Source organism: Pedobacter humicola, assembly GCF_056490705.1.
On record NZ_JBWJIG010000006.1, the window covers coordinates 113,670 to 138,862 of the forward strand.

Genomic DNA, 25,193 nt, shown 5'->3' on the forward strand with positions numbered 1-25,193 from the left:
TTCATAAGGCTATTGGTCTAATCTGTATGTAAATTCATCAAACCCGAAATTGTGCAGTGGGGTTAAGATGTTAATGGTCGCATTATTGGTTTTGATATTGATGGCGTTGGTACTGGTGGTAACCCAATTGGTTTGAATTGTCGAATCATACATATCGCTGTACTCCAGTGTTGTGGCACCCCCACCTACAAAACCAGAAGCATTTGATTTTATGGCTTTAATGTGCATAGGATAGTTAGTCCCTATTGTATTTAGCGAAATACCATCTATCGTACCGGCATAGGCATCAGCCGTTTGATTCCCCCTAATGATATACTTGCTAAGCATGTACAATAATTCGTCGGGATCTGCCGTCTTTAAATAAATTGGCGCTCTTCCTTCTGCTTTTCTGTATTGGTTTAAATATTTAACCGATGCCACAAAATTTTCATTTACAGGTGCAAACAGGGTGACCTGCTGATTGGTTAAAGAATCTTTCAGAAAAGGGAAACGATCCAATACCAATAACAGCGAATCGAAAGTATTGGGCTTTGACTTTAAATAATCCAATGCCGATCCCTTAAAGGTTTGTATGGTATTGGTATAATCGTAATAAGCCGAGTCGTTTTTTTTGCAACCACTTAAGTAAGTGCCTATAACCGCTAGTAGCATAAAAACGCTACACTTATATAATTTCTTTTTCATGATCTTCTAGTTGATTATTGCCAATATGCATTTTGGGTAACCAATGGATTTGCATTGATTACATCTTGTGATACGGGCCAGTAAATACCACCCATACTTTCAAATTGCCTGAATGTAAGTGGTGTACCATTTCTCTTGATAAAGGTTCCGGTAGGATTTTTAAGCCGGTTAAAACGCACAATATCATACCATCTCCAGCCTTCTCCCATTAACTCCCTTCTGCGTTCCTCAAAAATGGCATCAACCAAATTTTTACCCGACGACGGATCATAAGGATCGGTACCTCTTAAATTAGATGCTTTATTCAGTGCTGCAATGGCTTCGTCGCGTTGGCCTAACGCGGCACAGGCTTCGGCCCTCAACAGGGTAACTTCCTCTATCCGGCTAAACAGCATGGTAGAACTAAAAAGGGTTAAGTTACCTGAGGTTTGAGCAGTATAAATTACTTTGATTTTATTAAAAATAGGTTGTTCAGAAGTGAAGTTGTAAAAGTAATTTGTCCTGTATAAGCCATTTACAGGATTAACACTAAATCTTAAATCAGTCGGATCGGTGAATATTTTAAGGATACTGTCTTTCGGTACAAACATTTCCGGCTGTGCTTTCGGAATAAAAGGTGATGCCAGGGTTAATTGTTCGATATGACCATTTGCAGTTGATAAACCGTTACCTGCCTCGAATGGAAAGCCAACCAATACCGTTGCACGTTTAAAAGCGAATGGACTATAGTAGTTTACATTCTCCGTTAAGGCATCCATATCTAAATAAACAATACCGTTTGAACCACTTCCGTTTGATTTGGTATAGTTATCAAGCACAAATTTTGTATACGTCGCAGCATCCAGATAATTACCTTGCCAGGCAGCAATATGGCCTAAAATAATATAAGCTGATAAACGCGTAAAGATATTTCCGTTCCAGCTTGACCAGCCCTCACCATAATAAAGGCCCGGAAGAATTGGGTCGTCCCCTCCATATTTAAAAGGTACCACCTGTGCCGCAGCCAATAATTCGGAAGTAGCAAACTGTAGTACTTTATCTTTGCTTATTCTTGGCAGTTTAATAAAATCCCCGTCATGAGAAGAGGTGAGCAAAGGTACATCCCCCCAAATCCTGACCATATAGAAATAGGCAAAAGCCCTTAATATTCTAACCTGCGCTACATCAACATTATTATTGATCTGAGTGTAACGGGAATCTAAAGGTACAATCTGTTTAGAACGCTCAATAAACAAGCTCGCTGCATTAATTACAGCATAAAATCTGCGCCAGTTGGTAATCCTGTTAATTACAGGATACTGTGCATTTAGTTGCCCTGTAACGATCGATTTTAAATCTGCCCTATTGGTAATCTGAAAATCGCCCTGACGAAGGTCGCCCATCAACCAATGGGTATTATCAGATACTGTAGCCGAACGCATCAGGCCATATACCGAAAGCAAATTTGCCCTGGCATCTTCCAATGTCTTCCAGTTACTTTCTTCGGTAGCCAATCTTGTTGATTGCACATCCTCAATTTTCTTACAGGAGAAATTGCCGATACCAACCAGGCTTAGTAATAAAGCAAGCGCAACCGTTCGGCAGATACTCATTTTATAATTAGAATATTTCATATTAATCATGGTCATATTTTATAAATCCAGTTTGAAGCCCACAACAAATGTGCGTGGGATAGTGATATTTGCGCCATCGTATATTCCATTGTAATTGATCAATTCTGGATCAACCCCTGAAAAATCGGTCACTGTAAATACATTTAAGGCGGTGGCGTACAAATAAGCTCTTCTTATTTTCCCACCTGCTTTCTTAAGCAAGCCCGATTTACTAAAATCATAGCCTAGTGTAACCGATCTTAATTTGATATAAGAAGCACTTTCTAAAAACAGATCCTGATCGGTACGGTAGGCATCTACCGGGCTCCATGGATTATAGATCGGATAGTTTTTCTCATTATCGAACGACTGCCAGGAAGATACTTCTTTAACAGAGTTAATATCGTTTCCAGCCTCGCGGTTAACAAAGCCATAACGGGTAGCTTCGTACTGGTTGATTGCTTTTTGACCCGCAGCAAAAATAAAATTGAAGTTTAAATCGAAGTTTTTATAAGCCAGGTTATTGTTCCACCCCCCAACAAATTTTGGCAACCTGTCTCCAGTTAATATCTTATCCTTACTGTCTATTCGGTTATCATTATTGTAATCAACCCATTTCGGATCACCCGCTTTTAATGGGATACCATTAAAGGTTCTGCCAGCTGGTACCTCAGCATCACTATTATAAATACCCTGATTGGTGTACAACCAATAGCTACCCACTGATTTACCTACCTCAAGTTTGTTGTCGTTCTGATAAATCAGTTCAGTTAAGCCTTCTGGTAAAGCCGATAGCTTGTTTCTGTTATAATTCAGATTTAAACCTGTACTCCAGTTCAAACCGTTCTTTTGTTGTAAAACCGATCCGTTAACCAAAAGCTCGATACCTTTATTGTTGATATCCATGCCCGATTTGTATTCGGTAGAATAACCTGTTTCAACTGGCACCGGTAAACCGATTACGCTGTTTTTATCATTACGGTTATATACCGTTACTGCCGTATTGATGCGGCTGTTTAAAAATGATGCATCTAAGGTGATACTGGTCCGATCGGCAAATGGCAGGCTAATGTTGTAGCCAATAAAACCGCTGTTGTAAGGACGGTTAATACCCAATAAACCTCCATATCCAGGAATGGTCGGTTCTTCCTCCCATCCATTTTCTGAGCGGTATTGAGGTCCGGCGGCAAAACGGTCATCCTGGAAAATTCTTAAAGTACGTCCCCAGGCAGCACTTAAATGCAGTGTTTCAAAGGCATTGTTGTTTTTTAAGAACTGCTCTTTTAAATTCCAGTTGGCGCTAAATGCCGGAGTGGTTACCCAACGGCTATCGGGCTGGCCATTAGAAGCGCCATCTCTCCTAATCAATGCACTCAAGGTGAATAAACTTTTATATGAATATTTAGCGGTGCCATAAAACGACATTAAATTATTACGTTCTTTATCGATATACCTGAATACATAAAAATTATTTTTGGCCAGTACATTCAGGTAATCTGGATTCGGCGATCCGGCTGTCGTGGGGTTTCCATCCACAAAGGACAGTTTTACATAATCATTCGGACCGTTATATGCCCTGGCGTAATTGTATTTATAAGTATCGCCCTGTAAACTTTGCCCAAGTTCAAAATCTACCGCATGGCTTTTATTGATATCATACTTATAGCTAATGCTATTGTTGATGGATACCCTTTGGCTATAACCAAAATAGTTGGATATATAACTTATCCCTGCCAACAGGGTAGAGGGTATAAAATAATCTCTAACACCTTCATTATAATTAAACAGCCCAGTACTTGAGATTACAAATTTGTTTATTTTCGCACTCAGCGTTAAACTACCATTTAATACTGTAGAACGGTTGTTATCAACGTTTCTGTCATTTTGTGTTAAATATGAAGCGTACGAATCGGCATTTGGAGAAAGTGGGCTACTCAAATCGGGGATGTAACGGGTTTCGGCAAAACGATCACGCAAGCTTTTGTTCCGGGTACGGTCTAAACGGGCTGTATTTACTGTACTTGATACGGTAAGCCATTTAAATGGTGCCATATTGATCCCAAAAAATAAATTGTAACGATCAATACCCGTATCATCGGCATTTCCGGCATTTTTTGTCCCTGAGCCAAAAAATCTAAAATTCGCCCTTTCTGTACCACCTGTAATCCCTAGATCGGCCGAAAACGTTGGTGTATTCTGATAATATAAATCTGTCCAGTTGGATGGGCCAAAATAGGCCACATTGGTTGAATCGCGCAGGTAAGAAGCCGGACTTCCGCCCGGATTATATTTTTGATAAAACTGGTTCCTGAAGCTGTTTTCGTAAACTCCATTAACCGTATTCACCTGCGGAGCAGTTACATAGCCAAAATAAGTATTCAGGCTAATGTCTCTTAAACCAGCCTTGGCATTTTTCGTGGTAATGTATATGGCTCCATTAGCTGCATTTGGCCCAAGTTTGGCCAGTTCGAAAGGATCTTTGATTACCGTAATTGACTGTATATTATTGATATCTACCTGCGATAGCAAGTTAGTTGCAGTACCAATCCTATTGTAATCATATTTCTGTATATCGAAGGCAAAAGGATTATCAGCCACCAAAGGCACACCATTTAAATAAATGGCAGGCTGTAGGGCATAAATGTCTTTCTTGTTAAATAACAGACCTGATGTTCCCTGAACAATAATGCTCTGCTCGGTACCAGGTTCGCCGTTTGGTTCCTGTACATAAACCCCGGCCAGATTACCCTTGATAATCTGCTGCAATGATAAATTTGGAACAGCTATGGCCGAACGGATATTAATCGTATCGCGTACAGCTTTAAATTTCTGTAATGCCTTAATCATTTGCCCAATTGTATCCGTTTTTATAGAATAAGCGGATGAATCTTTTTTAGATTTTGAGGTATCCTGCTGAAAAGCAAGATAATTTTTGTTAATCCTCTTAATCAATACCTCATTGGCATGCAAAGACTGAAATCCAAAAACAGATAAAAACAAAGCAAAATAAATGCTTGTGTAAATTTTAACCATTTGATTAGTTTTTATTAAATTTTAAGTATTTGATTGAAAATGCAATTGCTATAAGAATGGCAACGGATAGTATCTGTCTGAGATTTTTAGGCATAGCAATGCCTGGGGACAAAGTGTAAAATTTTTGAACATGCGGTTGGGATTAGGATGATTAGTTAATCCATGACATTAATAGGTGCCATGAACGATTAGTTTTTGGTTGCTTGTTTGTTATACCTTGGTTAGAGGTTCTTTTATTATTTTATTTATTAATTATTTTCCTGCCAGTTAACAGTTTTTTTGCTCGTAATATTAAAATAAAATGTCGGCTCGTTATGATTTGGTAATGCAAGATATAGATTAAGCAAGGGCGTTTTTTTTTTTTCTTAACGCAAACGTTTGCTTAAAAAAATGCATCAATACCGAGAAGATAAATACTTGTGTAACATTAACAACGGCAGAAATATGCTAATTTCTATTATTTCAATTATTGAAATTCTTTTATCAAATAGCAGGATCAGGAAAACATTAAAATGACAATTATATTTGATGCGAAATTAACCCATTATAATTATATTTTGCCTGGCAATAGATTTTGAACTGCAGCGATAAACTTGTTAAAAAAGTTGCAATCGTTGTAGCAAACAAATTAAGCGCAAACGTTTGTTTTTTTTAAAACACACAATTAAAAATTCAAAATATATTACTGATTAACAGGTATTTACAAAGAATAAATCCCTAAACATATTTTTCAGGATATATTAATCGAGACAGGGATTAGGTACTAATCAGGTTGAAATTTTAAGCTAAAATGCTGCTTAACACCGCTTCCGATGCCGCCTCGCAAAAGTCGATTCCGGAATAATCAGGGTTATAACCCCCAATATAAGGAACAGCCATAATGTAGATTCTTTTATTGGCTTCCCCCTCTTTATCCACCACCTGAAAATGATCATTGATTGTAATTCCTGGTACCGTTAAAAAATAAGTATGGTCTTTTCCTTGCGTTACTAAATCGTTATTCTTCATTTCTGCCTCACCTTTTTTTGCAGATTGAAATTGTAACTGCGCAGGACTCAAGGTTCCTTTATTGATTAAGCTCTTAAAAGGAAAATCACTAAAGGAAAGATGCGGTTGACCAATACAATCGATAAAAGTATCGAAATGTACGGCCACTTCCTTATCATCAATTTTATAGTGATAATCTGCGCCACCAGTTTTTAGGGGTCTTACTTCTGCATCATCTCCAACAGCAACAATACTCAAAACACCTGCCTTGTGCAGCGCCAGTAACTCTCTGCACGAACTTTGTGGCACAAAAGCAATTACGATAGAAATTAAAGGCATTAATACTTTTTGAAGTCGCTCCATATCTTCTGCAGATAAATATTTGGCTGGATAATTCATAGCAAAACTCAATACGGCCAAAGCTTCCTTCCAGTAAATGGATTTCCGCTTTTCGATAGATCGCTCTGCTTCATCATATTCTTTTTTGAAAAGATCAAATGGTTCCATTTTCTCCCTGTAATCCATCATGGCACCAACAAACCCCTCCAGGTTCATATTTTTGATCTGCCCGTAAAAAGCAGGATCTTTTTCAATAAACATTTCTTTGAAATTCTTTTCAAATACAAAATCTAAAGGCAAAAAACCTCCATTTTCGGCAATACTTTTATGAATTTCTGCCTTGCTTAAAGTTTCATCCTTTCCAAGATGTGAATCTTCCAAATGAAACCTGATGGCAGGCAATAATCCGCTGCGCGAGTGCATTACGATTTTAAATCCCTCGCTCTCTAAATGATAGGCATAGGTTCCGTCTTCGTTGTCCTCAAACTTACCATTCTGTCTGGCCAATGTTCTTAAGGCATCAATAGCTGTTAAAGATGAGCCCATAATGCCCACAGCATGATCAAGTTTTAACGATATTTTTTTTGGTGGATAAGGCGAATCAAAATAATTAGGGATACTGCCTTCATATTTCTTTGGCCAATTGTGCCCGGTACAAATAATGACCTGGTCAAAGTAATATGGATCCTGGTTTCGAACATTTATTGCTACCCGGTTATCTTCGGGAAGATCAATCATATCTTCAACAATGCAATTTAAATGAACATTGGTTTTGATTCCCCTTTTTGCCGCGGCTTCTTGTAAAAGATTAAACTGTGCCGAAAGATATTCGCCAAAAAACAGCCGGGGCAATACCTTATATTCATTAAATTTTTTTTCGTTGATATTAAACTTTTTTAAAATCTCTTTTGGTGCGATTTTAACCCAATCTTCTATAGAATTAAAGATAATCGGAATTTCATTATCCGAAACATTGGTAATATGCTCTTCATTTGCACCCTCAGCACTGTATGGCATACCAGCACCCAAATAATCTTTACGTTCGAAAATATCTATCTCAAAATTAGTAACCTTAGATTCCGTTAACCTTTTATACATGAAAAGCCCGCTTGGGCCACCTCCTATAATCGCGATTTTCTTTTTTGCTGTTTTGGTATCCATTTATAAAGCTGAAATTTATGGGGGTTAAGATGAAGATTGATTGTCCTAACTCATCAGATCATATAATCCAAAAAAAACGAAATTGTTTTGTTTTTTTGCCATACATGCTCATCTTTTCAGGTATGCAGGTATAGTATGCACAGAAAACTTTACTTATTACGTCATTCTGAATTTATTTCAGGATCCATCTGGATAGTATTCTACCTCTCAGATGCATAGCTATTTCCCTCCTGATAAAGATCCTGAAACAAGTTCAGGATGATGATAGCAGGAGTAAAAATTTACGATTGATAAGAACCAATTCTGATTAATGGTGTTAAAAGATTAATGAGTGAGTTTTAATGACCACTGGGAAATAATCAATCATAGATGAACCTATAACGACGAACGAGTTTGGCGGTTTGCGTTATGCACTTCGAGACGATTAACCGATTCAAACAATTAACCGATTTACCCTAATAATGAACGATTTAAAATTATATATGATTCTACTGGGCTCAAAAGCACAGAAAAGAAATGTAGAACAACACGATTATTTCTTCGGTATTGCCCATTCCCTTAAAGAACTTGTTCCGGAAATTAAAGCATTTTGGCCAGAGGCAGGTGCAAGCCTTCATTTGGACGGTTGGAGGGAAGTTAAAAGTGTAGACGACTATGAAATCAGTATTAAACTGAGAGATCAACATACACCACTTTCTGCGCATAAATTATTTTTCATCAACCTGGGGGGCTACCAATCGGGTAAACTGAATGAACAGCATTACATTGTGCTATCGGTGCATGATGAAAGGGCCAAAGCCATACAGGAAGCAAAAAAAACAGTGTTTTTCAAAACAAATTCCATCAAAGGGGCAAATTCCCATATCGATGAAAAATATGGCATCGATGTAGATGATATTTACAAGATCGAAGATATTTTAAGCGAACAGGCCAAACAAAAATATCATATCGAAATAAAGCCATCTCCAGGCTTGCCTGAAGATGAAATTCATTTGGGCTATTTTAAACTGGATAAGTTGTAAATCCCATAACGGTTTATTTATGAGTCAGGCTTTTCAACCAAAGCACTAAATCGTATGCTGCTTTATCATTTTCGAAACCCATTTCTTTAGGCAAGCGTCCGTTTACATATTCATCGTACAACCATGGGTCGGCAATGGCAATTACATTTCCTTTACCAAATTTGGATGAAGCAATTACGGTTGCGCCAGCTGCATTTTTAAGCACCGGTTTTGCGCCATTTTTAGTATCGATGGCACAAACATCTTTCATAAAGATTTTATTGGCTGTTTTAAATACCGGGTTGTTTCTGATTACAATGGCGCCATCTTCAAAGTGTGCATCGTCAATAACATGATTTTGCATTTGGTTGGTAAAGTGTAAGCCAAATACATTCGCCAGTTGATTAAAATGAGGCAGTTCCACATTGGCACTATCGTTGGCAAACATCACCAATACCCCGCCCTGTTTTACCCAGGCAGAAATTTCTGCAATATCTTTGGCCTCAATATAATTTGGTTTCGGGTTTTCTTTTGGCCTATCGGGATCTACAATCAGGTAAACATCACTTCCTTTTAATTTAGCAAGGGTCGGTGCAGTTTCCAATGAATCTAACTTAAAACCTTCTTTTTTAAATACATTGCCAAGAATAGAAAAACCACTCATTGCATGTTCGTTCCACAGATAATGAAAACGTACCTCCTTACCTGCTTTATCTTTCCGGGTTTCACGGTTAAAGAAATAATCTAAAGTAACGGTTTGAGCACCCGCCAGAATAGACGAGCAGATTAAAATAGAAAAGATACAAAGCCTAAAAAGCATTTTCATAAACATATATGGTTAAATTGTAAATGGAGCGGTATCCCAAAAGTATAAAATTTAACGATAATCAGACATCTGCTCATTATTTTATACCCTTTTATTTCAGGCGCTTTTTATATAAGGAAATCAGAAAAAAACAAACAATCATAAAAGTGGCCATCAATTGCCCTATACTTTCTAAATCCAGATCGAACATACTGTTGGTTTAGCGTTTAATTTAATCTTATTTGCTCTCCATTTGCCGTTATGGCTGTTTGACTGCTTGCCATAAAGCCCTGCGGAATTTTAGGTTCTATCCAGGTAGATTTTGGCGGGAGGAACCTGCCTTTGTCTGCTGTCGCGATAAACTCATCCGCTGTCATTGGATAAAGCGAAAAACCAATCGTAACGGTTGATGTTCCAAGTTCAGCCAAAAACTGATCCCATTTGCAATCAGGAAAACAGTTCAATCTATCATCTTCTTTTGGTTTCTCAATACCAAGTACGGGTGCAAGGATCAGATCCTGAAGCATTGCCGTATCTGGCTTTTGCGAGAATCCGTTCAGGTTGGTGTTAAGGTCTAACTGGTACCACTCCCCCTTAAAACAAAGTCCCATTCTGTTTTTTCGGTCAGGCTTATAAGGTTTATTGTTCGGGATCTTGGAAACAAAATAGTACTGTTCAAGTTTTTCCATCAATGTGTTATGGGGGATATCAATTTTCCTGATCAACCGATGAAAGGCTGCTATTGAAATCGATTCAGAGGAGACAAACAAACTACTAATCTGCTGTGGAACCATTTTCTGTAACGCATACGCAGCTTCTAACCGGTGGTGCCCATCAGCCAGGTAAACCTGGTCAAGTTTTGCAAATTGAACGGTAAATTTATCAATCAGTTTATCATCGGTCACCTGATACAGAAAATGGCCGAGCTGCGACCATTCGCTCTCCAGGGGCTTTTGCTGAGCCACCACAAAATCAATCAGCGTATCGATACCTTCATCCTGTTGATAAACCAATAGTATGGGCGACTTTTCTATTATTCCCTTTCCTTTATCAGTTTTAAGCGAGGCTACTTTAGATGATACTGTTTCTTCGTGGCGTTTAATGCTTTCGCTTAGGGTTCCGGAAAGATCGGTTTTTGCCCAAACGCCCCTCATGGTTTTACCCTCACCCATAAATTCATAAATATAGAGCGAAGGCCGGTCTTCCAAAGCACAGCCAAAAAGGTTGATCAGGTCTTCAAAGGAAAGTTGCTCATTTTTATGCACCTTGCCATTTACCTGATCCGAAATCATCAGATCAAATATATCTTTACCTGGTTTTAATGCCTTTAAAGGAAATATTTTTATCATTTCTCAACCGATTATTCAAGTTCAAGCACTGTTTTATCACTGTATATTTTTTCAAAATCAGTCATAGCACCTACCAATACTTCAACGCTGGATATTGGAAGTGCATTATAGAGTGAGGCACGGAATCCGCCCGCTGTTCGGTAACCTTTAATACCTACAATTCCTCTATGAGCTGCGAATGTCAAAAATGCATACTCAACCTCTTGATTAACAGCCTGAAAAGTAACATTCATCCGGGAACGGCTTGTGATATCGGCAGTACCATAAAAAAGCGGATTCCGATCGATCTCTTTATACAACAACGCTGCTTTCTCAATGTTTTGTTCCGCTATACCGCTTACACCTCCCTGATCTTTAAGCCATAAAAGATTTAACATGGACACATAAATCGAAAAAACAGGAGGTGTATTGTACATACTCATATTATCGCGGAATACCCGGTAATCCAACATAGAAGGGATTTCCTTTTTTGCCTGATCTAGGAACGAATTTTTAGCAATCACCAGTGTCATCCCTGCTGGACCCATATTTTTCTGGGCACCGGCATAAATCAGGTCAAAATCGTTCACATTAATGCTTCTGGAGAAGATATCAGACGACATATCGCAAACCAGTGGTACACCATGTTGAGCGAAATCAAATATTTCTGTCCCTTCTATCGTATTATTGGAAGTGCAGTGCAGATAAGCAGATTGTGCATCCACTATAAACTGATCGGGAATATAAGCATAACCCTTATCTTTTGAAGTGGCCACTATTTCCACTTCACCGAACAATTTTGCTTCTTTGATTGCTTTCTGTGCAAAATAGCCAGTATCCAGATAAGATGCTTTTTTCGTTCCGTTCAAAAAATTCATCGGTACCATCGCAAATTGTGTACTGGCGCCACCCTGTAAAAAAAGCACCGAATAATGATCAGGAACTGACAATAACTCACGGACAAGAAGCTGCGTTTTAAGTACAACCTCTTCAAATTCCGGCGAGCGATGGGACACTTCTAAAATAGATAAACCCATTCCATCCCAATTGATAACAGCCTGGGCTGCTTTTTCCATTACAGATGACGGCAATATGCACGGACCGGCACCAAAGTTGTGTTTTTTATGCATGAGAAAATAATATTCGGTTAAAATTATTACCGTGTAAAGATCAGGAGTTAAGCAAATTATAAAGCAAGAAGCTTTTTTTTTGGTAAAAATTATTTTTTACAAAGCATTCGACTTCCCAAAAATTTGGTAAAGCAGATCAGGAAAACAGGCTTACAGAATATAATTCGTATTGACAAAATAAAATTTCATTATTATTGTAAAAATTACACTAAGTAAGAATTCAGCAAACAACAATAAATTATCTTAATTATACCTTATTTTAACTATTTTTAGGTTTTATAAAAGTAAGTGAAAAAGAAACAATTATACACTAAGTATTTACATGCAGCCTCAAAAAGTTGACCAGACCGATATCGAAATCCTGAATCTTTTACAACGCGATGGATTATTAACCTATAAGGAAGTTTCGGGAAAGCTTAAAAAAAGCATGACCCACATTGTAGAACGCATAAAAAAATTGAGAACCAATGGCTACATAAAATCGACAGTTGCCCTTGTAGATATCGATAAACTAAGGTCACATTTTATTGCGTTCCCGCATATTCAGCTTACCGTTCATTCAGAAGACATTGTTCGGGCATTTAAGGCCGAAATGGAAAAATATCCAGAGGTAATGGAATGTTACCACCTTACCGGTCATTTCGATTTTATGCTTAAAGTGGCGATGCCTGATATGGTTTCGTATAACAATTTCCTGAGAGACAATATCGGGGCACTGGCCTATGTAGGAAACATTCAGAGCTTTCTGGTCCTGAATCAATCAAAGGCAGAAACGGCATATGCACTGTAGTTCATCGGTTCATTAGCGGTTAATCAATTAACTGTTGAAACTGGTCAATTGCGCCGAATACCTCATGCCAATCGCAAGGCTGATTTCGAATGATAAACCGACTCCTGACTAAAGACTTCAGATTCTGGACGAACCTGCTGGCCTGGTCCAATAGCCATTAGTTACAGCCAATTGCCCCAGATGAGCTATCCAATAAAAACCAGGTACCGAATACTTACAACCCCTGCCTACTCTGGTTTTTGCCAAAAATACGCTGGATTGCTGATGGGATATCTCACCGATCCTTTGGTAACCTTCTTTTCTGTTTTTAAGGTATTAAAGTTTCCCGGATATAGATTAATATACTCCACAGCCGGAGCATCTGCTTTATAGGTTTCTAAATCCCAGGTACTGTTAACTGCACACTGTATCCAATATAGGTTTTTGGACATATAATAGTCCAAATAGTATGCTTTGGTCTGTTTATTTTTATTGTTCCAGTTGGCATCTTCATTTAAAGTTAAATCTCCTCCTGTTTTTAATCTTTCGCGTACTTCTTCAATATTCAGTAAATTTCCCTGCGCATCACTTACATATGCATTAAAAGTAGGATCCATCCAAACCCATTTACTCAAGGTATTAGACCATACCACATTAATTACGTGGCAGTCAAAGTCGGCGGTATCTTTGGGCATACAGGTAACTACCCTGGCCTTAAAACCCTCTGCCAGGTAAGCATCTTTTAAAATGGTTGCCATCATCCGGCAGTTTACACCGCGGTTATCCTTTTTACACACAGCTATAATATCTTTTCCGTTTCTTGATAATGGATTATCAGAACTACCATCATGGCGCACTACATTGTGTACCCAGTAGAGCAGATTTTTTATTTTACTGATTTCATCTCCCTTACCTGCTACCGAATCCAGGTTAAATTCTTTTTTAAATCTCACCAGTTCTGCAGCATCTGCTGATTGATATCTGAAAGCTGGTACATCTTTTATTTGCTCATTTTTATAGGGTGCCGATTTCTGCAGGATATAATTCATGTCACCACGCTCCCTCAACGTTTGCAATGCGGCTTTAAAACGTTTCTCTTCGCGAAGACTTTTTAGGTCGGTATCAACCAAAGTATTTGCGTAATTGGAATAGCCTAGAGCTACGGCGTTATCAAGTGCATTTAATGCGGCCAGTTTTTTCCCCTGAAGGTTTTCATAACAGGCCAGGTTATAGTACATCCCAGGATAATATGGCTTATATTCTTTTTTTATATCCGCGGGAGATTTTTCATATTTATCAACCCATTCGCTCATTAAACCGGCAGCGGTAGCGTAATCTTTTTTCTCTGAAGCTGCTCGCCTGCTGTTTTCCAATTTAACCGTATAATCCTTAAAATCGCTAACAGCTGGAGCTCCGGGTTGGGCAATGGCCATTGTACTGATAAAAATAGAGATACAGAAAAAGATGAGTTTTTTCATTGCGATAATTTTTTTAGGATTACTTGTACAAATTGTCAAATTGGTTTATTGTTTACTGCAAATTACTAACTGAACTATTCATATTTTAATGCATCTACCGGATTTGCCGTTGCTGCCCTGTACGATTGTACGCTCACAGTAGCAAAGGCAACAACCATGGTTCCGAACACACTGGTCAATACGATCGACCATGAAATATCTGTTTTGTATTCAAAATGACTGAGCCATTTGTTCATAAAATAACAGGCTACAGGCACACCGATAAAAACTGCAATCAGCACCATTTTCATAAAAGACACCGATAGCAGATTCATAATGCTGTTTACCGAAGCACCTAAAACCCTGCGTACGCCAAATTCTTTGGTACGTTGCTCGGCACTATAGGCAGCCAGACCAAAAAGCCCCAAACAGGAAATAAAAATAGCCAGTCCACCGAAAAGATTAGATAGTATGCCTAAAATCTTTTCACCCTGTAGCTTTTCTGCATAAAGTTCGTTTACAAACTTAATATCTACCGGATAAGCCGGATTAAGTTGCTTGCTTACCTGTGTAATGATTTCGATATTTTTACTCAAACTGTTATCTGGATTTAGTCTCATGGTAATATTTCCCGACCAATCTTTGCTGAATGCAATTACCATTGGCCTGTCGCGATAATATGGCGAACCCCAGATAAAATCATTAAATACCCCCACAACCTTAGCATCGTTACCGTGATATTTCACCATAGTACCTACCGGGTTTTTCAGGTTCATTTGCTTTACCGCCGAGCTGCTCAACATTACCGCAGCAGAATCAGAAGCAAAATTTTTAGAAAAATCGCGTCCTGAAAGCAATTTAACCCCGTTGGTTTTAATAAAATCGTATGAAGTTGCAATCTGGTTAAAAACAATCTGTTTATCGGCTTCGGCCATTCCAGGCCATTCGAAATTCCAGAAATTAGAACCATCATGCGAAATGCTCCCTGATGACTGGCTTACTGAAGTTACGGCTCCTTTTTTAATCAGCTCGGATTTAAAAACCTCAAATTTACCGTACAATTCGCCATCCTGTTGCATTTCTACAATCGAATTAATGTCGTAACCTATCGGGCGTTCTTTAATAAACTGGATCTGTTTATAAATCACCATGGTGGCAATGATGAGCATAATGGCAAAACAGAACTGGCCAACCACCAGAACCTGCCTCAATGTAAAAGGAAGTTTTTTTGCACCTGTGCCCTTGCGCCTTAAAATCTGGATCGGGTTAAAGGATGAGAGATATAACGCAGGATAACTTCCCGACAAAAAGCCTGTGATTAAAACTACCCCAACAATACCCAGCCAATAACTGATGTTATGATAATTGATGGCTAATTTAATATTCAATAGATGGTTAAAAGTAGGCAGGGTGGTTTCTACAATCACCACCGAAATCAAAACGGCAATAATGGTGAGCAACATCGATTCGGTTAAAAACTGAGTAACAAGTGATGTCCGGTTGGCACCTATTGTTTTTTTAATGCCCACTTCTTTCGCCCTTCTTTCTGATTTAGCTGTGGCCATATTCATAAAATTGATGCAGGCAATAAGTAATATTCCTAAAGCAAGACCCATAAAAAGGTAAATCCTTTCGATGTTTCCACCAACACTTTTGCCGTTTACAAACTCGCCGTACAAATGTTTATCTGCCAGTGGAAATAAAAAGCTTTCGGCCCTGGTAGTACTGTTTTCTTTGATCAGGTTTCTGATCTTCGCATTCACCTGGCCAACATTGGTTCCCGGCGTTAGTTTAACGATGGTTTGCCAGTTAAAATTTGTCCAGCTCGGATCTTTCACCCAATCAAAAAGCGTTTCGTAAAAAGTCCAGGGCATTAACAGATCGAAACGGTTAGACATATTTGCAGGCAAATCCTTTACCACACCAGTAACCTTCAAAGCCGTTTTATTATCAAATTGTACTTCTTTATTCAGTACGTCGGTTGATCCGAACAATACTTTGGCAGTTTGTTCTGTTAAAATAACAGATTTTGGATCATTTAAAGCTGTTCTCGGATTTCCCTGGATAAATTCATATTGATAAATCCTTAAAATACCAGGATCTGCAAACTTTACGTCCCGTTTAAAGCTGTTTTCTTTATTGGCAATTAACGATTGCCCGAATGAACCAATACGTGTAGCGGTTTCCACCCCCGGAATTCTATCCTGTAAAAAACCAGCTAAAGTATTTCCTGTTGCATCACCTGTTCCTGTAATCTTTCCGTTTGCATCTTCGAAATTGGTCAATACCTGGTAAACCTGGTCAGCGCCTTTAAACTGTTTATCAAATCTCCATTCGTAATTTACGTAGAGGAGCAATAACAGGCAGGAGGCCAAACCGATTGCCAAACCTATAATATTGATGAGTGAAGAAGTTTTATTTCTCCAGACATTCCGCCAGGCAATTTTTATGTTTAATCTGAACATTTCCAATTATTGATTTAAATTTTATTTAGTAACCTGCTTATATCTAAGTGCATACCAAATTTAAAAAATAGCTAAACAAATTAAAAATCAACAAGTTACAAAAAATCAACATCTAGCACCTGTTCAATATCGGACAGATGATGTTCATGATCGAACAATAGAGCTCATACTTTACAGTACAGATAGTATAGAACCGAATACCTAACTATCTGCCTTATTACATTTGAACCACCTAAGTCACCTTAGTACAACTAAAAAGGACTCCATGCAACTGTAACTAAGATGCTCTCAGGTGACTCAGGTGGTAAAATAAAGGCATAATGCATGAGAAATTGATTATATACCATACAATTTCATTTGGAACCATATAAGCTCAACGTGATTATGTCCTTATATGCTTGATATGGTTGATTATAAAACATAGAAAATATAGGATGTAGATTCAAATAAACAACTCAATCTGTCAGATGGTTATTGACAGCGCCAGAAAAACCTAGCTGTTAATCCCCATCGCATACAGGATAATGTTTACCCCGAACTTGGTATTGTCTTCAGCTAAAAAACGTTTGTTCCTGAAATCGTAATCCCACTCACAGCCATAATCCTTATTACTGTACAATACCCCTATCCGGTTGTTAATGGTAATGGCCTTCAGATAATCGTGCACCAGATCATCGCCCCAGCCGTTTAATTCAAATGATGTAGTTGGTGGTCCTTTCTCAAATTTGAAAAAAGAACTGTAAATGCCATGGTTATTAGGAATTTTTTTCAGTGCCTGCGCACCAAAAAGGTTGCTCATCTGGGTTTCAAAAGAGCGGGCAAATAAACCATCGATATCGTGATTGCAGTCATCCACAAAAACAAAGCCGCCATTATGTACATAGGTTTTAAAATTTACGGCTTCCTGCTGATTAAACTGTACCAGTTTATGTCCGCTTAAATAACAGAATGGATATTTAAATAAATCGCGGCTGCTCAGTTCTACAATCTTCTCTTCTTCATCCAGGGGAATGGTGGTATATTCTAAGAGAGAATTTAAAAGATTAGAAGGCATACGCTGATCGGTATCCCAGTCGCCCGAATTATATTTTAACCTCGCAAATGTAAATTTAGCTCTTTGCATCACCCTAAAATTACCTTCATTTTTCATAAAACGGCTTTTTTATGCCAATTATCTTGTAAATTTTTTGATATTCTTTCCGGTAGGCTAAAAACTATATACCAATATGCGCTATATTGAAGCACCATATCGTCAAACTAAAAATTCAACCGTTTTGGAGCGTTCAGAAAGCAAGCTAAAAATATTGATCGATAAGATCTCCCAATTAAAAAGCGAAATACAGAAGATAATTGTTGGTCAGGATGTGATCATCGAAGAAATGTTGATCGCTTTAATGGCTGGTGGACATTGTTTGCTGGAAGGGGTACCCGGCTTAGCAAAAACCTTAATGGTAAGGACCATGTCGCAGGCTTTAGACCTTTCTTTCCGCAGGATCCAGTTTACGCCTGATTTAATGCCTACGGATATTGTGGGCACCGAAATTCTGGAAGAAGACCATGTAACCGGCAAACGTTTTTTTAAGTTTAATAAGGGGCCATTATTTGCCAATATTATCCTGGCAGATGAGGTAAACAGAACTCCGCCAAAAACGCAATCGGCATTATTAGAGGCCATGCAGGAGTTTGAGGTAACCTATGGCGGACAAACTTACCCATTAGACCGGCCGTTTTTTATCCTCGCTACGCAAAACCCGATTGAACAGGCTGGCACCTACCCGCTACCCGAAGCACAACTAGACCGTTTTCTGTTGTATATCAAAATCGGCTATCCTACCGCAGCAGAAGAAACCCGGATTTTAAGCAGTACAACAGGTAGTAAAAAAGCAGTGATCAATCCGATTATTGGTGCTGAAGAAATTAAGGAGTTACAAGCTATTACCCGTGAGGTTAATATCAGTGATGACCTTATCACATATGTGAGCGAAATCATCCGTGCAACCCGTCCCGATACAACAACGGTAAATTTCGTAAAAGAATGGGTTCGCTGGGGAGCTGGCCCACGCGCAGGGCAAGCTTTGATTTTAACCGCAAAAGCAAGGGCTTTATTTAAAGGCCGCTATGCGGTAATTATGGAAGATTTACAGGCCATGGCCTATCCGGTATTGCGGCATAGGGTATTGATGAACTTTAAGGCGGAAGCTGAAAATGTTTCGTCGGATAAAGTGACAGATGAATTAATTAAAGCCATTTCGAAACCAAAAGCAAACATTTAATGCGTACACTGCTCGATCCGAAAGTATTGATGGCCATTAAAGACCTTTCCTTATCAGCTAAAATGACGATAGATGGTTTTATGAACGGCATTAATAAAAGTACCGTAAAAGGTCCGGGATTGGAGTTTAGCCAGTATAGGAGTTACCAGCCTGGCGATGACCTGCGCTCGCTCGACTGGAAAATGTTTGCCCGGTCTGACCGTTATTACATCCGCGAATCGGAAGTAGAAACCAATATTGCCGTACGTTTACTCATTGATGCCAGCGCCTCGATGAACCATAACGACGGCGATTTCACCAAAATAGACTACGCAAAATATCTTGGTGCATCGCTAGCTTATCTGGCCAATTTACAGGGCGATGCCATTGGCTTATATGTGCTGAAAAGTTCGGGAATCTTTGCCATGACCCCAAAACAGGATTATCAGCATCTGGCGAGATTATTTTACCAGCTGGAGCAGATTCATCCGGATGGAAAGTTCACTAAGCCTATCCATTATAAAGAGCTGTTCGCTGGTTCGCAGAAACGGGAGCTATTGATCTTCGTTACCGATCTTTATCAAACAGATAATGAAATGATCAACCTGTTGGATACATTAAATACCCTTCGGCATGAGATTGTAATTTTCCATGTGTTATCTAGAAACGAACTCGACCTGGATTTTAAGGGTTACACTACTTTCGAAGACCTCGAAACCGGTGAAACCATTCAGATCGATCAGGCAAAAGCCAGAATAGATTATAAAAATAAATTGAGTGCCTATTTAGAAGAAACGAGGATCCAAATGCTGGATAGAAGAATTTTCTACCGGACTATTTGCACCGATGAAGCTTTAGATCAGGTCTTAAGAGATTTTTTAAAACAGAGAAGCAAACTTAAAATTTAACTGTGCAATTTTTATATCCCATAGGTTTACTGGCGCTTGCAGGCTTAATTGTTCCGCTCATGATCCACCTGTGGAATGTTAAACAAGGCAAAACCATTAAGATTGGCAGCATTGCATTGTTAGGCGAAAGTTCGAGGGCAAGCTCAAAAAGTTTTAAAATTAACGACTGGCTTTTATTGCTGCTGCGCTGCTTACTTCTAATAATTCTTGTTTTCCTTTTGGCGCAACCCTACCTCAAAAAAATAATCTCAGGTAAAAATAAAACCGGATGGGTTTTGGTCGATAAAACAATATTCCCATCTGTTTTTAAGTCGCAGCGCAACATGATAGATTCCCTACTCAAAAAAGGTTACGAAATCCATGATTTCAACTATGGTTTTGCGCAGCTGACTTTGAAGGACACCGCGGATAAAGGACTAAAAGAACCCCATCCGTTAACTCATACCGCCTTATTAAGTGCAGCGAACCAAATAGTGCCTCCGGGAACTGTCGTTTATCTTTTTGCAGATCACCGTTTAAAGCATTTTGCAAACGAGTTGTCTACTGTCGGTTATAATCTGAACTGGGTTCCATTAAACCAAACCGATACCTTAAGCAGTTGGATAATTACCTATGCCGGGAAGAAATATAGAGCGAAATCAAATCCATCCAACACCACTTATCAGGCGCTGGATCCGGAAGATGATACGGCGATAAATGTTACCATACACGAAGCCCGGGGAATTACAGATGGCCAATATTTAATTGCGGCGTTAAAAGCAATTGGCAGTTTTACCGGAAGAAAGATCATAATCAATCCAGAGGCAGGGAAAGCCGATATTGGTTTCTGGTTATCGCATGATGTGGTTTCTGCAAATTTTAAATCTTCTATTGCACCGGATGGAGCCTTGTTTCAATACGAAAAAGGGAAGGTAATTTCTGAGCCATCATTTATAAACTTAAATGGCCACCATGTAAAATTGAGCAAAAGAATATCATCCACCGATCGGAATCAAAAGATATGGACCGATGGCTTTGGAAACGCTATTCTGGCAAATGAAAACACCAATGATTTAAACATCTACCATTTTTACAGCCGCTTCAATGCACAATGGAACGAACTGGTTTGGGACGGTCTGTTTGTGAAAGCAATGATGCCAATCGTGATCAGGGATAAAAGCCCAGCCGATTTTGGGTTTGAAGACAATCAGGCTGATCAACGGATTTTTTCTGTAAATCAGCAAGGAACTACCAGAATCAATACAGTTAAAGTACCTGCCATAATCACTCAAAATAGACCACTTGCTTCTCTATTGTGGATAGCCGCTTTATTGCTTTTTACCACAGAACGCATTTTATCATTCAGAAAAAAAACAGATTATGTTAAAAACTGAAGGGCAAAATTGGATCCGTAACTTAAGGATAAAGTGGATCGGATTTTATCTGGTCAGTACTATTGCCATTGCTTTGTCCATTGCGCTGGTTTTGTCGGCATGTGTTGTATATCTGCTACATCTTTCACCATGGGTTTGTGCAGTTGTTACCCCCGTTATTCTGGCCATTTCACTTTTTAGTAAACCTGTTTGGAAGATTACAGAACATGATGTTTCCCGTTTTGTAAACAATCAATATCCCGAACTGGAAGAAAGTGCCGGTCTCCTGCTTCAAAACGAGGAAGAATTATCCATGTTGCAACAATTGCAACACCGTAAAATTGAAAACATCATCCTTAGTCTACCTCAGCCAAAGCAACCAGCAAACAAATTATATTTTGGTTTAGCCATACTTGTTGTGGCATTGCTTATCAGCTTTGGAATAACCAAAATTCCCCAAATTAAAAAGTCCGATCCAGCCACTCAGAAACTCAAAACATCAACGGCTACAATTAAAGAAAATATCCCTGCAGAAATTTCCAGCTTCAGTGCCACTATTATTCCGCCTGCCTATACCGGAAAAGGAGAACGCAAACAAAAACAGTTCAGCCTTAATGCTGAAACCGGTGCGCAAATCAACTGGAAAATAGAGACAAACATTGGCATCAAAAAACTGAAACTTATTTTTAACAATAACGAAACTGTCGTATTAAAAGCCTTAAACGCAGCACATACACTATGGAGCTACAGCAAAAGCATCAACAAATCTGGCTTCTATCAACTGGATCTGGATGGTAAAAAATCAGATCTCTACCAGATCGAAATGATTCCTGATTTACCGGTTACGATTAAAATTACGAGTCCCAAACCGCATACCACTATTGATATCGGCCAACCGCAAAAGTTCAACCTTAATGTTTCACTTAGCGATGATTATGGGATCAATGATGCTTTTATATCGGCAACAATGGCCAGCGGAAAAGGCGAAGGCGTAAGTTTTACAGAGAAAAAACTTTCTTTCAATACGAACTTTGATAACAAGAAAAACCTTGCTTTAAGTAAATTGATCGAATTAAAAACACTGGGCATGAAACCCGGCGACGAACTTTACTTTTTTATCAAAGCCATGGATAATCACGGTCAGTCGAGCCGCTCTGATGTCTATTTTGTTTCCATAGTAGACACCACAGAATTGATGAGTTTAGCAGGCATGACCAATGGCGTTAACCTGGTTCCGGAATATTTTAGAAGTGAGCGGCAGATCATTATCGATACGGAAAAACTATTGAAAGAGCAATCCACATTACCTGCGCAGACATTCAAAACCAGAAGCAACGATTTAGGTATCGACCAAAAATTATTAAGATTACGTTACGGACAGTTTTTGGGCGAAGAAAACGAAACTGAAATCGGCGGCGATCATGAAGACCATGATGAACATGGCGAACATAAGGGCGAAGGAGAGAAATTTGGCGATGTAACCACTATCATGGATAAATATGCCCATAAACATGATATTGCGGAAGATGCCACTTTTTTCGAACCCGAAATGAAAGCACAGCTAAAAGCCGTTCTAACCGAAATGTGGAATGCCGAACTCCGATTAAGAACCTATAAACCTCAGGAAGCTTTACCTTACGAATATAAGGCACTTAGATTACTGAAAGACCTGCAACAGAAATCGCGGGCTTATGTGGCCAAAACCACTGTAAAAACATCAGCGTTAAAACCTGAGAAACGTTTAAGTGGCGAGCTGGATAAGATTACGCAACCTGTGCAAAAAATGTCGTTTGAACAAAAAGAAAAAAGGATCAATTTTATAAAAACAGCCCTTTCCTTATTGGAAAGCAGAAAAACAGGTAAACACTTTAGTGAGCAAGATCGTTTCTTACTCGGTGAAACCGAAAAATATATGATTGGTGCCGCCGCTGATCATCCTGCTACGTATTTAAATGGACTCAGCAGTTTAAGAAAGTTAAGCACTGGAAATAAAATGATGGTAAAAGACATCGATGTGGTGCAACAGGCGATACAAAAAATGATCAGTTTGGAACCGGCTAAACCGCAAACACAAAGTGCTGGTACAGCTTCGGCCTTGTACCAGACCTACTTTAATAACCTCAATAAAGCCGGCAGATAGATATGGAATTTAAATACATCGCTATGCTGCTCGGTATATTATTGTTGGCCTTTTTGGTTTTCAAAGAGGTACGCCGCACTAATCACGCAAGGTTGATCTGGCGGATTTTAGCGAGTATCATTGCCGTTGGTTGTTTCGTGCTGTTAATCGTCCCGATCAAATACGAAACACATGAACAACAAAACGCTGATGAAGTGATTTTGCTCACCGCAGGCACAAACCTTGATTCGGTGGCCAAGCTAAAAGCGAAAAAATATGCACTTCCTTCGGTAAATTTAAAAAATGTACAGGCCGCAACCATTCCTGATCTCTCTTATTTTTTAAAATCGAATCCCAACATCCAAAAACTGAATATTTACGGTTATGGCTTAAGTGCAACAGAACTAAAAAACCTCGAAGGGTACCAGATCGTTTTTCATCCTTCAACAAATCCAACAGGGATTATTGCTGCCAACTGGCCAGGCAGACTAAAAACCAGCGAACCGTTACAGGTCCGGGGAACTTATCAAAACTCCGGCAGTGATTCGGTTAAGCTCTTGCTCAAGGGCTTAGGTCGAGCAATAGATTCTATATCTATTGATGCTAGATCGAATAAATCCTTTTCCTTCAAAACCACCCCTAAGCAAACAGGAAAAGCCGTTTACGAGTTAATTGCGCTACAGCAGCATGATACACTTGCTAAAGAACCTGTTCCGGTACAAGTGGGCGATCAGGCCCCAATGAAAGTATTAATACTGGCTTCTTTCCCGGATTTCGAATATAAATTTTTAAAAAACTGGTTGTTCGAAAATCAATATCCATTGGCTTTCAGAAGTCAGATCAGTAAAAACAAATATGCTTTCGATTTTCTGAACACAGATAGTGTAAACCTGAATCAGATCAATGCCGCAGTTTTAAAAAAATTCGATATACTGATTATTGATGAGGAAGAATTGGCTGCATTAAGTCCGGCCGAAAGGGCATCAATCGATGTTGCGGTTAAAAGTGGAATGGGCTTACTGATGAGGGTTACAAATGTAAAAGCCACAACCACAATCGGTGCGAAATTTAGTCGTTATGAATCTCCGGTATTAAAAGGGAAGGGACTTAATTTAATGCTTCAAGAAGATCATTTTAAATTTAATGCATTGCCTCTTGAGCAAGCTTTGTTTTTAAAAATCAATCAGAACGATCTGCCTCTTGTTACTGATGCCACAGGTAAAAGCCTGTTGAACAGCAACATCAATGGTTATGGTAAAATTTTAATCTCTACTATTTCCTCTACCTATAACTGGCTCCTTTCGGGACAAAAAACGGATTATGCTACTTACTGGTCTAAAGTTTTGGCCAATGCGGCCCGAAAAAAGAATGCTACCCAGTCGGTTAACATCGTCCCTCAATTCCCGGTTGTAAGCCAAAGAATGAACATTATTGTTGATTTAGCAGAATCAGGCAAAGTACCCATCTTAAAAATGGAAGGTATACAATTGAGTCCTCGGCAAAACATGGAACTTCCTTTTCAATGGGATGCATACTATTGGCCTCAAAAAACCGGATGGACCGATTTACAGGTAAATCAAAAGATCGAAACCGCATATATTTACCAAAAAAATGATTGGCTGGCGCTTAAAAATCAGCAAAAGCTAAACGATACGCATAGATTTATGAAAACGTCGGCGAGTGTTAAAAACAATACACAGTTAAAAGACATAGTGATAGAAGAACAAGTATCGATGTGGTGGTTCTTTATGGGATTTTTATTTGCAGCTGCCTTTTTATGGTATGAAGCGAGAATTCTGGCTGTTTAAAGA

17 protein-coding genes are annotated in these 25,193 nt (G+C 38.8%); 7 read left to right on the plus strand and 10 right to left on the minus strand.

The features are described from left to right. Nucleotides 1-9: 9 nt before the first annotated feature. The 4 genes from AC04Q1_RS11780 to AC04Q1_RS11795 all read right to left on the minus strand — a co-directional run bounded on the left by AC04Q1_RS11780 (nucleotide 10) and on the right by AC04Q1_RS11795 (nucleotide 7,796). Entirely contained in the window at nucleotides 10-684 is a 675-nt protein-coding gene (locus AC04Q1_RS11780; RefSeq protein WP_478364803.1) for a hypothetical protein, read from the minus strand. A 14-nt stretch (nucleotides 685-698) separates the two neighbouring features. Next, nucleotides 699-2,297, minus strand: a complete 1,599-nt coding sequence (locus tag AC04Q1_RS11785; RefSeq protein ID WP_478364804.1) for a RagB/SusD family nutrient uptake outer membrane protein — start codon at nucleotides 2,295-2,297, stop codon at nucleotides 699-701. Nucleotides 2,298-2,315: 18 nt separating this feature from the next. Continuing rightward, nucleotides 2,316-5,309 (minus strand): SusC/RagA family TonB-linked outer membrane protein, encoded by a 2,994-nt coding sequence (locus AC04Q1_RS11790; RefSeq protein WP_478364805.1) that lies wholly within the window; start codon nucleotides 5,307-5,309, stop codon nucleotides 2,316-2,318. Nucleotides 5,310-6,089: 780 nt separating this feature from the next. Next, nucleotides 6,090-7,796, minus strand: a complete 1,707-nt coding sequence (locus AC04Q1_RS11795) for an FAD/NAD(P)-binding protein (protein WP_478364806.1) — start codon at nucleotides 7,794-7,796, stop codon at nucleotides 6,090-6,092. Between the two features lie 461 nt (nucleotides 7,797-8,257). Here AC04Q1_RS11795 and AC04Q1_RS11800 point away from each other — a divergent pair, with 461 nt between their 5' ends. Continuing rightward, nucleotides 8,258-8,818 (plus strand): DUF1543 domain-containing protein, encoded by a 561-nt coding sequence (locus AC04Q1_RS11800; protein WP_478364807.1) that lies wholly within the window; start codon nucleotides 8,258-8,260, stop codon nucleotides 8,816-8,818. 13 nt (nucleotides 8,819-8,831) lie between these two features. On the opposite strand, the gene AC04Q1_RS11805 is transcribed toward AC04Q1_RS11800, so the two are convergent. The 3 genes from AC04Q1_RS11805 to serC all read right to left on the minus strand — a co-directional run bounded on the left by AC04Q1_RS11805 (nucleotide 8,832) and on the right by serC (nucleotide 12,060). Beyond that, the gene (locus AC04Q1_RS11805) at nucleotides 8,832-9,623 is read right to left on the minus strand and encodes a lacto-N-biose phosphorylase central domain-containing protein (RefSeq protein ID WP_478364808.1); all 792 of its coding nucleotides are present in this window, start codon (nucleotides 9,621-9,623) and stop codon (nucleotides 8,832-8,834) included. Between the two features lie 206 nt (nucleotides 9,624-9,829). Then, nucleotides 9,830-10,951, minus strand: coding sequence for a DUF1015 family protein (locus AC04Q1_RS11810; protein ID WP_478364809.1), 1,122 nt, complete (start codon nucleotides 10,949-10,951; stop codon nucleotides 9,830-9,832). 11 nt (nucleotides 10,952-10,962) lie between these two features. Next, on the minus strand, nucleotides 10,963-12,060 hold the full coding sequence (gene serC, locus AC04Q1_RS11815) for a 3-phosphoserine/phosphohydroxythreonine transaminase (RefSeq protein ID WP_478364810.1): 1,098 nt from the start codon (nucleotides 12,058-12,060) through the stop codon (nucleotides 10,963-10,965). A 322-nt stretch (nucleotides 12,061-12,382) separates the two neighbouring features. Here serC and AC04Q1_RS11820 point away from each other — a divergent pair, with 322 nt between their 5' ends. Then, nucleotides 12,383-12,850 (plus strand): Lrp/AsnC family transcriptional regulator, encoded by a 468-nt coding sequence (locus AC04Q1_RS11820; protein ID WP_478364811.1) that lies wholly within the window; start codon nucleotides 12,383-12,385, stop codon nucleotides 12,848-12,850. Nucleotides 12,851-13,077: 227 nt separating this feature from the next. Here the strand turns inward: AC04Q1_RS11820 and AC04Q1_RS11825 are convergent, their stop codons facing one another. The 3 genes from AC04Q1_RS11825 to AC04Q1_RS11835 form a co-directional block, all read right to left on the minus strand. Then, on the minus strand, nucleotides 13,078-14,307 hold the full coding sequence (locus AC04Q1_RS11825; protein WP_478364812.1) for a TPR end-of-group domain-containing protein: 1,230 nt from the start codon (nucleotides 14,305-14,307) through the stop codon (nucleotides 13,078-13,080). Between the two features lie 74 nt (nucleotides 14,308-14,381). Beyond that, nucleotides 14,382-16,751 (minus strand): ABC transporter permease, encoded by a 2,370-nt coding sequence (locus AC04Q1_RS11830; RefSeq protein WP_478364813.1) that lies wholly within the window; start codon nucleotides 16,749-16,751, stop codon nucleotides 14,382-14,384. A gap of 493 nt (nucleotides 16,752-17,244) precedes the next feature. Continuing rightward, nucleotides 17,245-17,901: a DUF4159 domain-containing protein gene (locus AC04Q1_RS11835; RefSeq protein ID WP_478364814.1), complete on the minus strand. Its 657-nt coding sequence runs from the start codon at nucleotides 17,899-17,901 to the stop codon at nucleotides 17,245-17,247. A 76-nt stretch (nucleotides 17,902-17,977) separates the two neighbouring features. Between AC04Q1_RS11835 and AC04Q1_RS11840 the strand changes: the two genes are divergently transcribed. The 5 genes from AC04Q1_RS11840 to AC04Q1_RS11860 are packed head-to-tail and all read left to right on the plus strand — an operon-like array spanning nucleotide 17,978 to nucleotide 25,190. After that, on the plus strand, nucleotides 17,978-19,024 hold the full coding sequence (locus AC04Q1_RS11840) for an AAA family ATPase (RefSeq protein ID WP_478364815.1): 1,047 nt from the start codon (nucleotides 17,978-17,980) through the stop codon (nucleotides 19,022-19,024). Further along, a complete protein-coding gene (locus tag AC04Q1_RS11845; RefSeq protein WP_478364816.1) occupies nucleotides 19,024-19,911 on the plus strand; it encodes a DUF58 domain-containing protein in 888 nt (295 codons plus the stop codon). Before AC04Q1_RS11840 ends, AC04Q1_RS11845 begins: the two co-directional genes overlap by 1 nt. A gap of 2 nt (nucleotides 19,912-19,913) precedes the next feature. After that, a complete protein-coding gene (locus tag AC04Q1_RS11850; protein ID WP_478364817.1) occupies nucleotides 19,914-21,284 on the plus strand; it encodes a BatA domain-containing protein in 1,371 nt (456 codons plus the stop codon). Continuing rightward, nucleotides 21,271-23,403: a hypothetical protein gene (locus AC04Q1_RS11855; RefSeq protein WP_478364818.1), complete on the plus strand. Its 2,133-nt coding sequence runs from the start codon at nucleotides 21,271-21,273 to the stop codon at nucleotides 23,401-23,403. The genes AC04Q1_RS11850 and AC04Q1_RS11855 overlap by 14 nt, the downstream gene beginning before the upstream one ends. Before the next feature lie 2 nt (nucleotides 23,404-23,405). Continuing rightward, the gene (locus tag AC04Q1_RS11860) at nucleotides 23,406-25,190 is read left to right on the plus strand and encodes a hypothetical protein (RefSeq protein WP_478364819.1); all 1,785 of its coding nucleotides are present in this window, start codon (nucleotides 23,406-23,408) and stop codon (nucleotides 25,188-25,190) included. The last annotated feature ends 3 nt before the right edge of the window (nucleotides 25,191-25,193 follow it).

Coding starts and splice junctions, on each gene's coding strand:
- AC04Q1_RS11780 (WP_478364803.1), bottom strand. CDS start 684: ATGAAAAAGAAATTATATAAGTGTAGCGTTTTTATGCTACTAGCGGTT.
- AC04Q1_RS11785 (WP_478364804.1), bottom strand. CDS start 2,297: ATGAAATATTCTAATTATAAAATGAGTATCTGCCGAACGGTTGCGCTT.
- AC04Q1_RS11790 (WP_478364805.1), bottom strand. CDS start 5,309: ATGGTTAAAATTTACACAAGCATTTATTTTGCTTTGTTTTTATCTGTT.
- AC04Q1_RS11795 (WP_478364806.1), bottom strand. CDS start 7,796: ATGGATACCAAAACAGCAAAAAAGAAAATCGCGATTATAGGAGGTGGC.
- AC04Q1_RS11800 (WP_478364807.1), top strand. CDS start 8,258: ATGAACGATTTAAAATTATATATGATTCTACTGGGCTCAAAAGCACAG.
- AC04Q1_RS11805 (WP_478364808.1), bottom strand. CDS start 9,623: ATGAAAATGCTTTTTAGGCTTTGTATCTTTTCTATTTTAATCTGCTCG.
- AC04Q1_RS11810 (WP_478364809.1), bottom strand. CDS start 10,951: ATGATAAAAATATTTCCTTTAAAGGCATTAAAACCAGGTAAAGATATA.
- serC (WP_478364810.1), bottom strand. CDS start 12,060: ATGCATAAAAAACACAACTTTGGTGCCGGTCCGTGCATATTGCCGTCA.
- AC04Q1_RS11820 (WP_478364811.1), top strand. CDS start 12,383: ATGCAGCCTCAAAAAGTTGACCAGACCGATATCGAAATCCTGAATCTT.
- AC04Q1_RS11825 (WP_478364812.1), bottom strand. CDS start 14,307: ATGAAAAAACTCATCTTTTTCTGTATCTCTATTTTTATCAGTACAATG.
- AC04Q1_RS11830 (WP_478364813.1), bottom strand. CDS start 16,751: ATGTTCAGATTAAACATAAAAATTGCCTGGCGGAATGTCTGGAGAAAT.
- AC04Q1_RS11835 (WP_478364814.1), bottom strand. CDS start 17,901: ATGAAAAATGAAGGTAATTTTAGGGTGATGCAAAGAGCTAAATTTACA.
- AC04Q1_RS11840 (WP_478364815.1), top strand. CDS start 17,978: ATGCGCTATATTGAAGCACCATATCGTCAAACTAAAAATTCAACCGTT.
- AC04Q1_RS11845 (WP_478364816.1), top strand. CDS start 19,024: ATGCGTACACTGCTCGATCCGAAAGTATTGATGGCCATTAAAGACCTT.
- AC04Q1_RS11855 (WP_478364818.1), top strand. CDS start 21,271: ATGTTAAAAACTGAAGGGCAAAATTGGATCCGTAACTTAAGGATAAAG.
- AC04Q1_RS11860 (WP_478364819.1), top strand. CDS start 23,406: ATGGAATTTAAATACATCGCTATGCTGCTCGGTATATTATTGTTGGCC.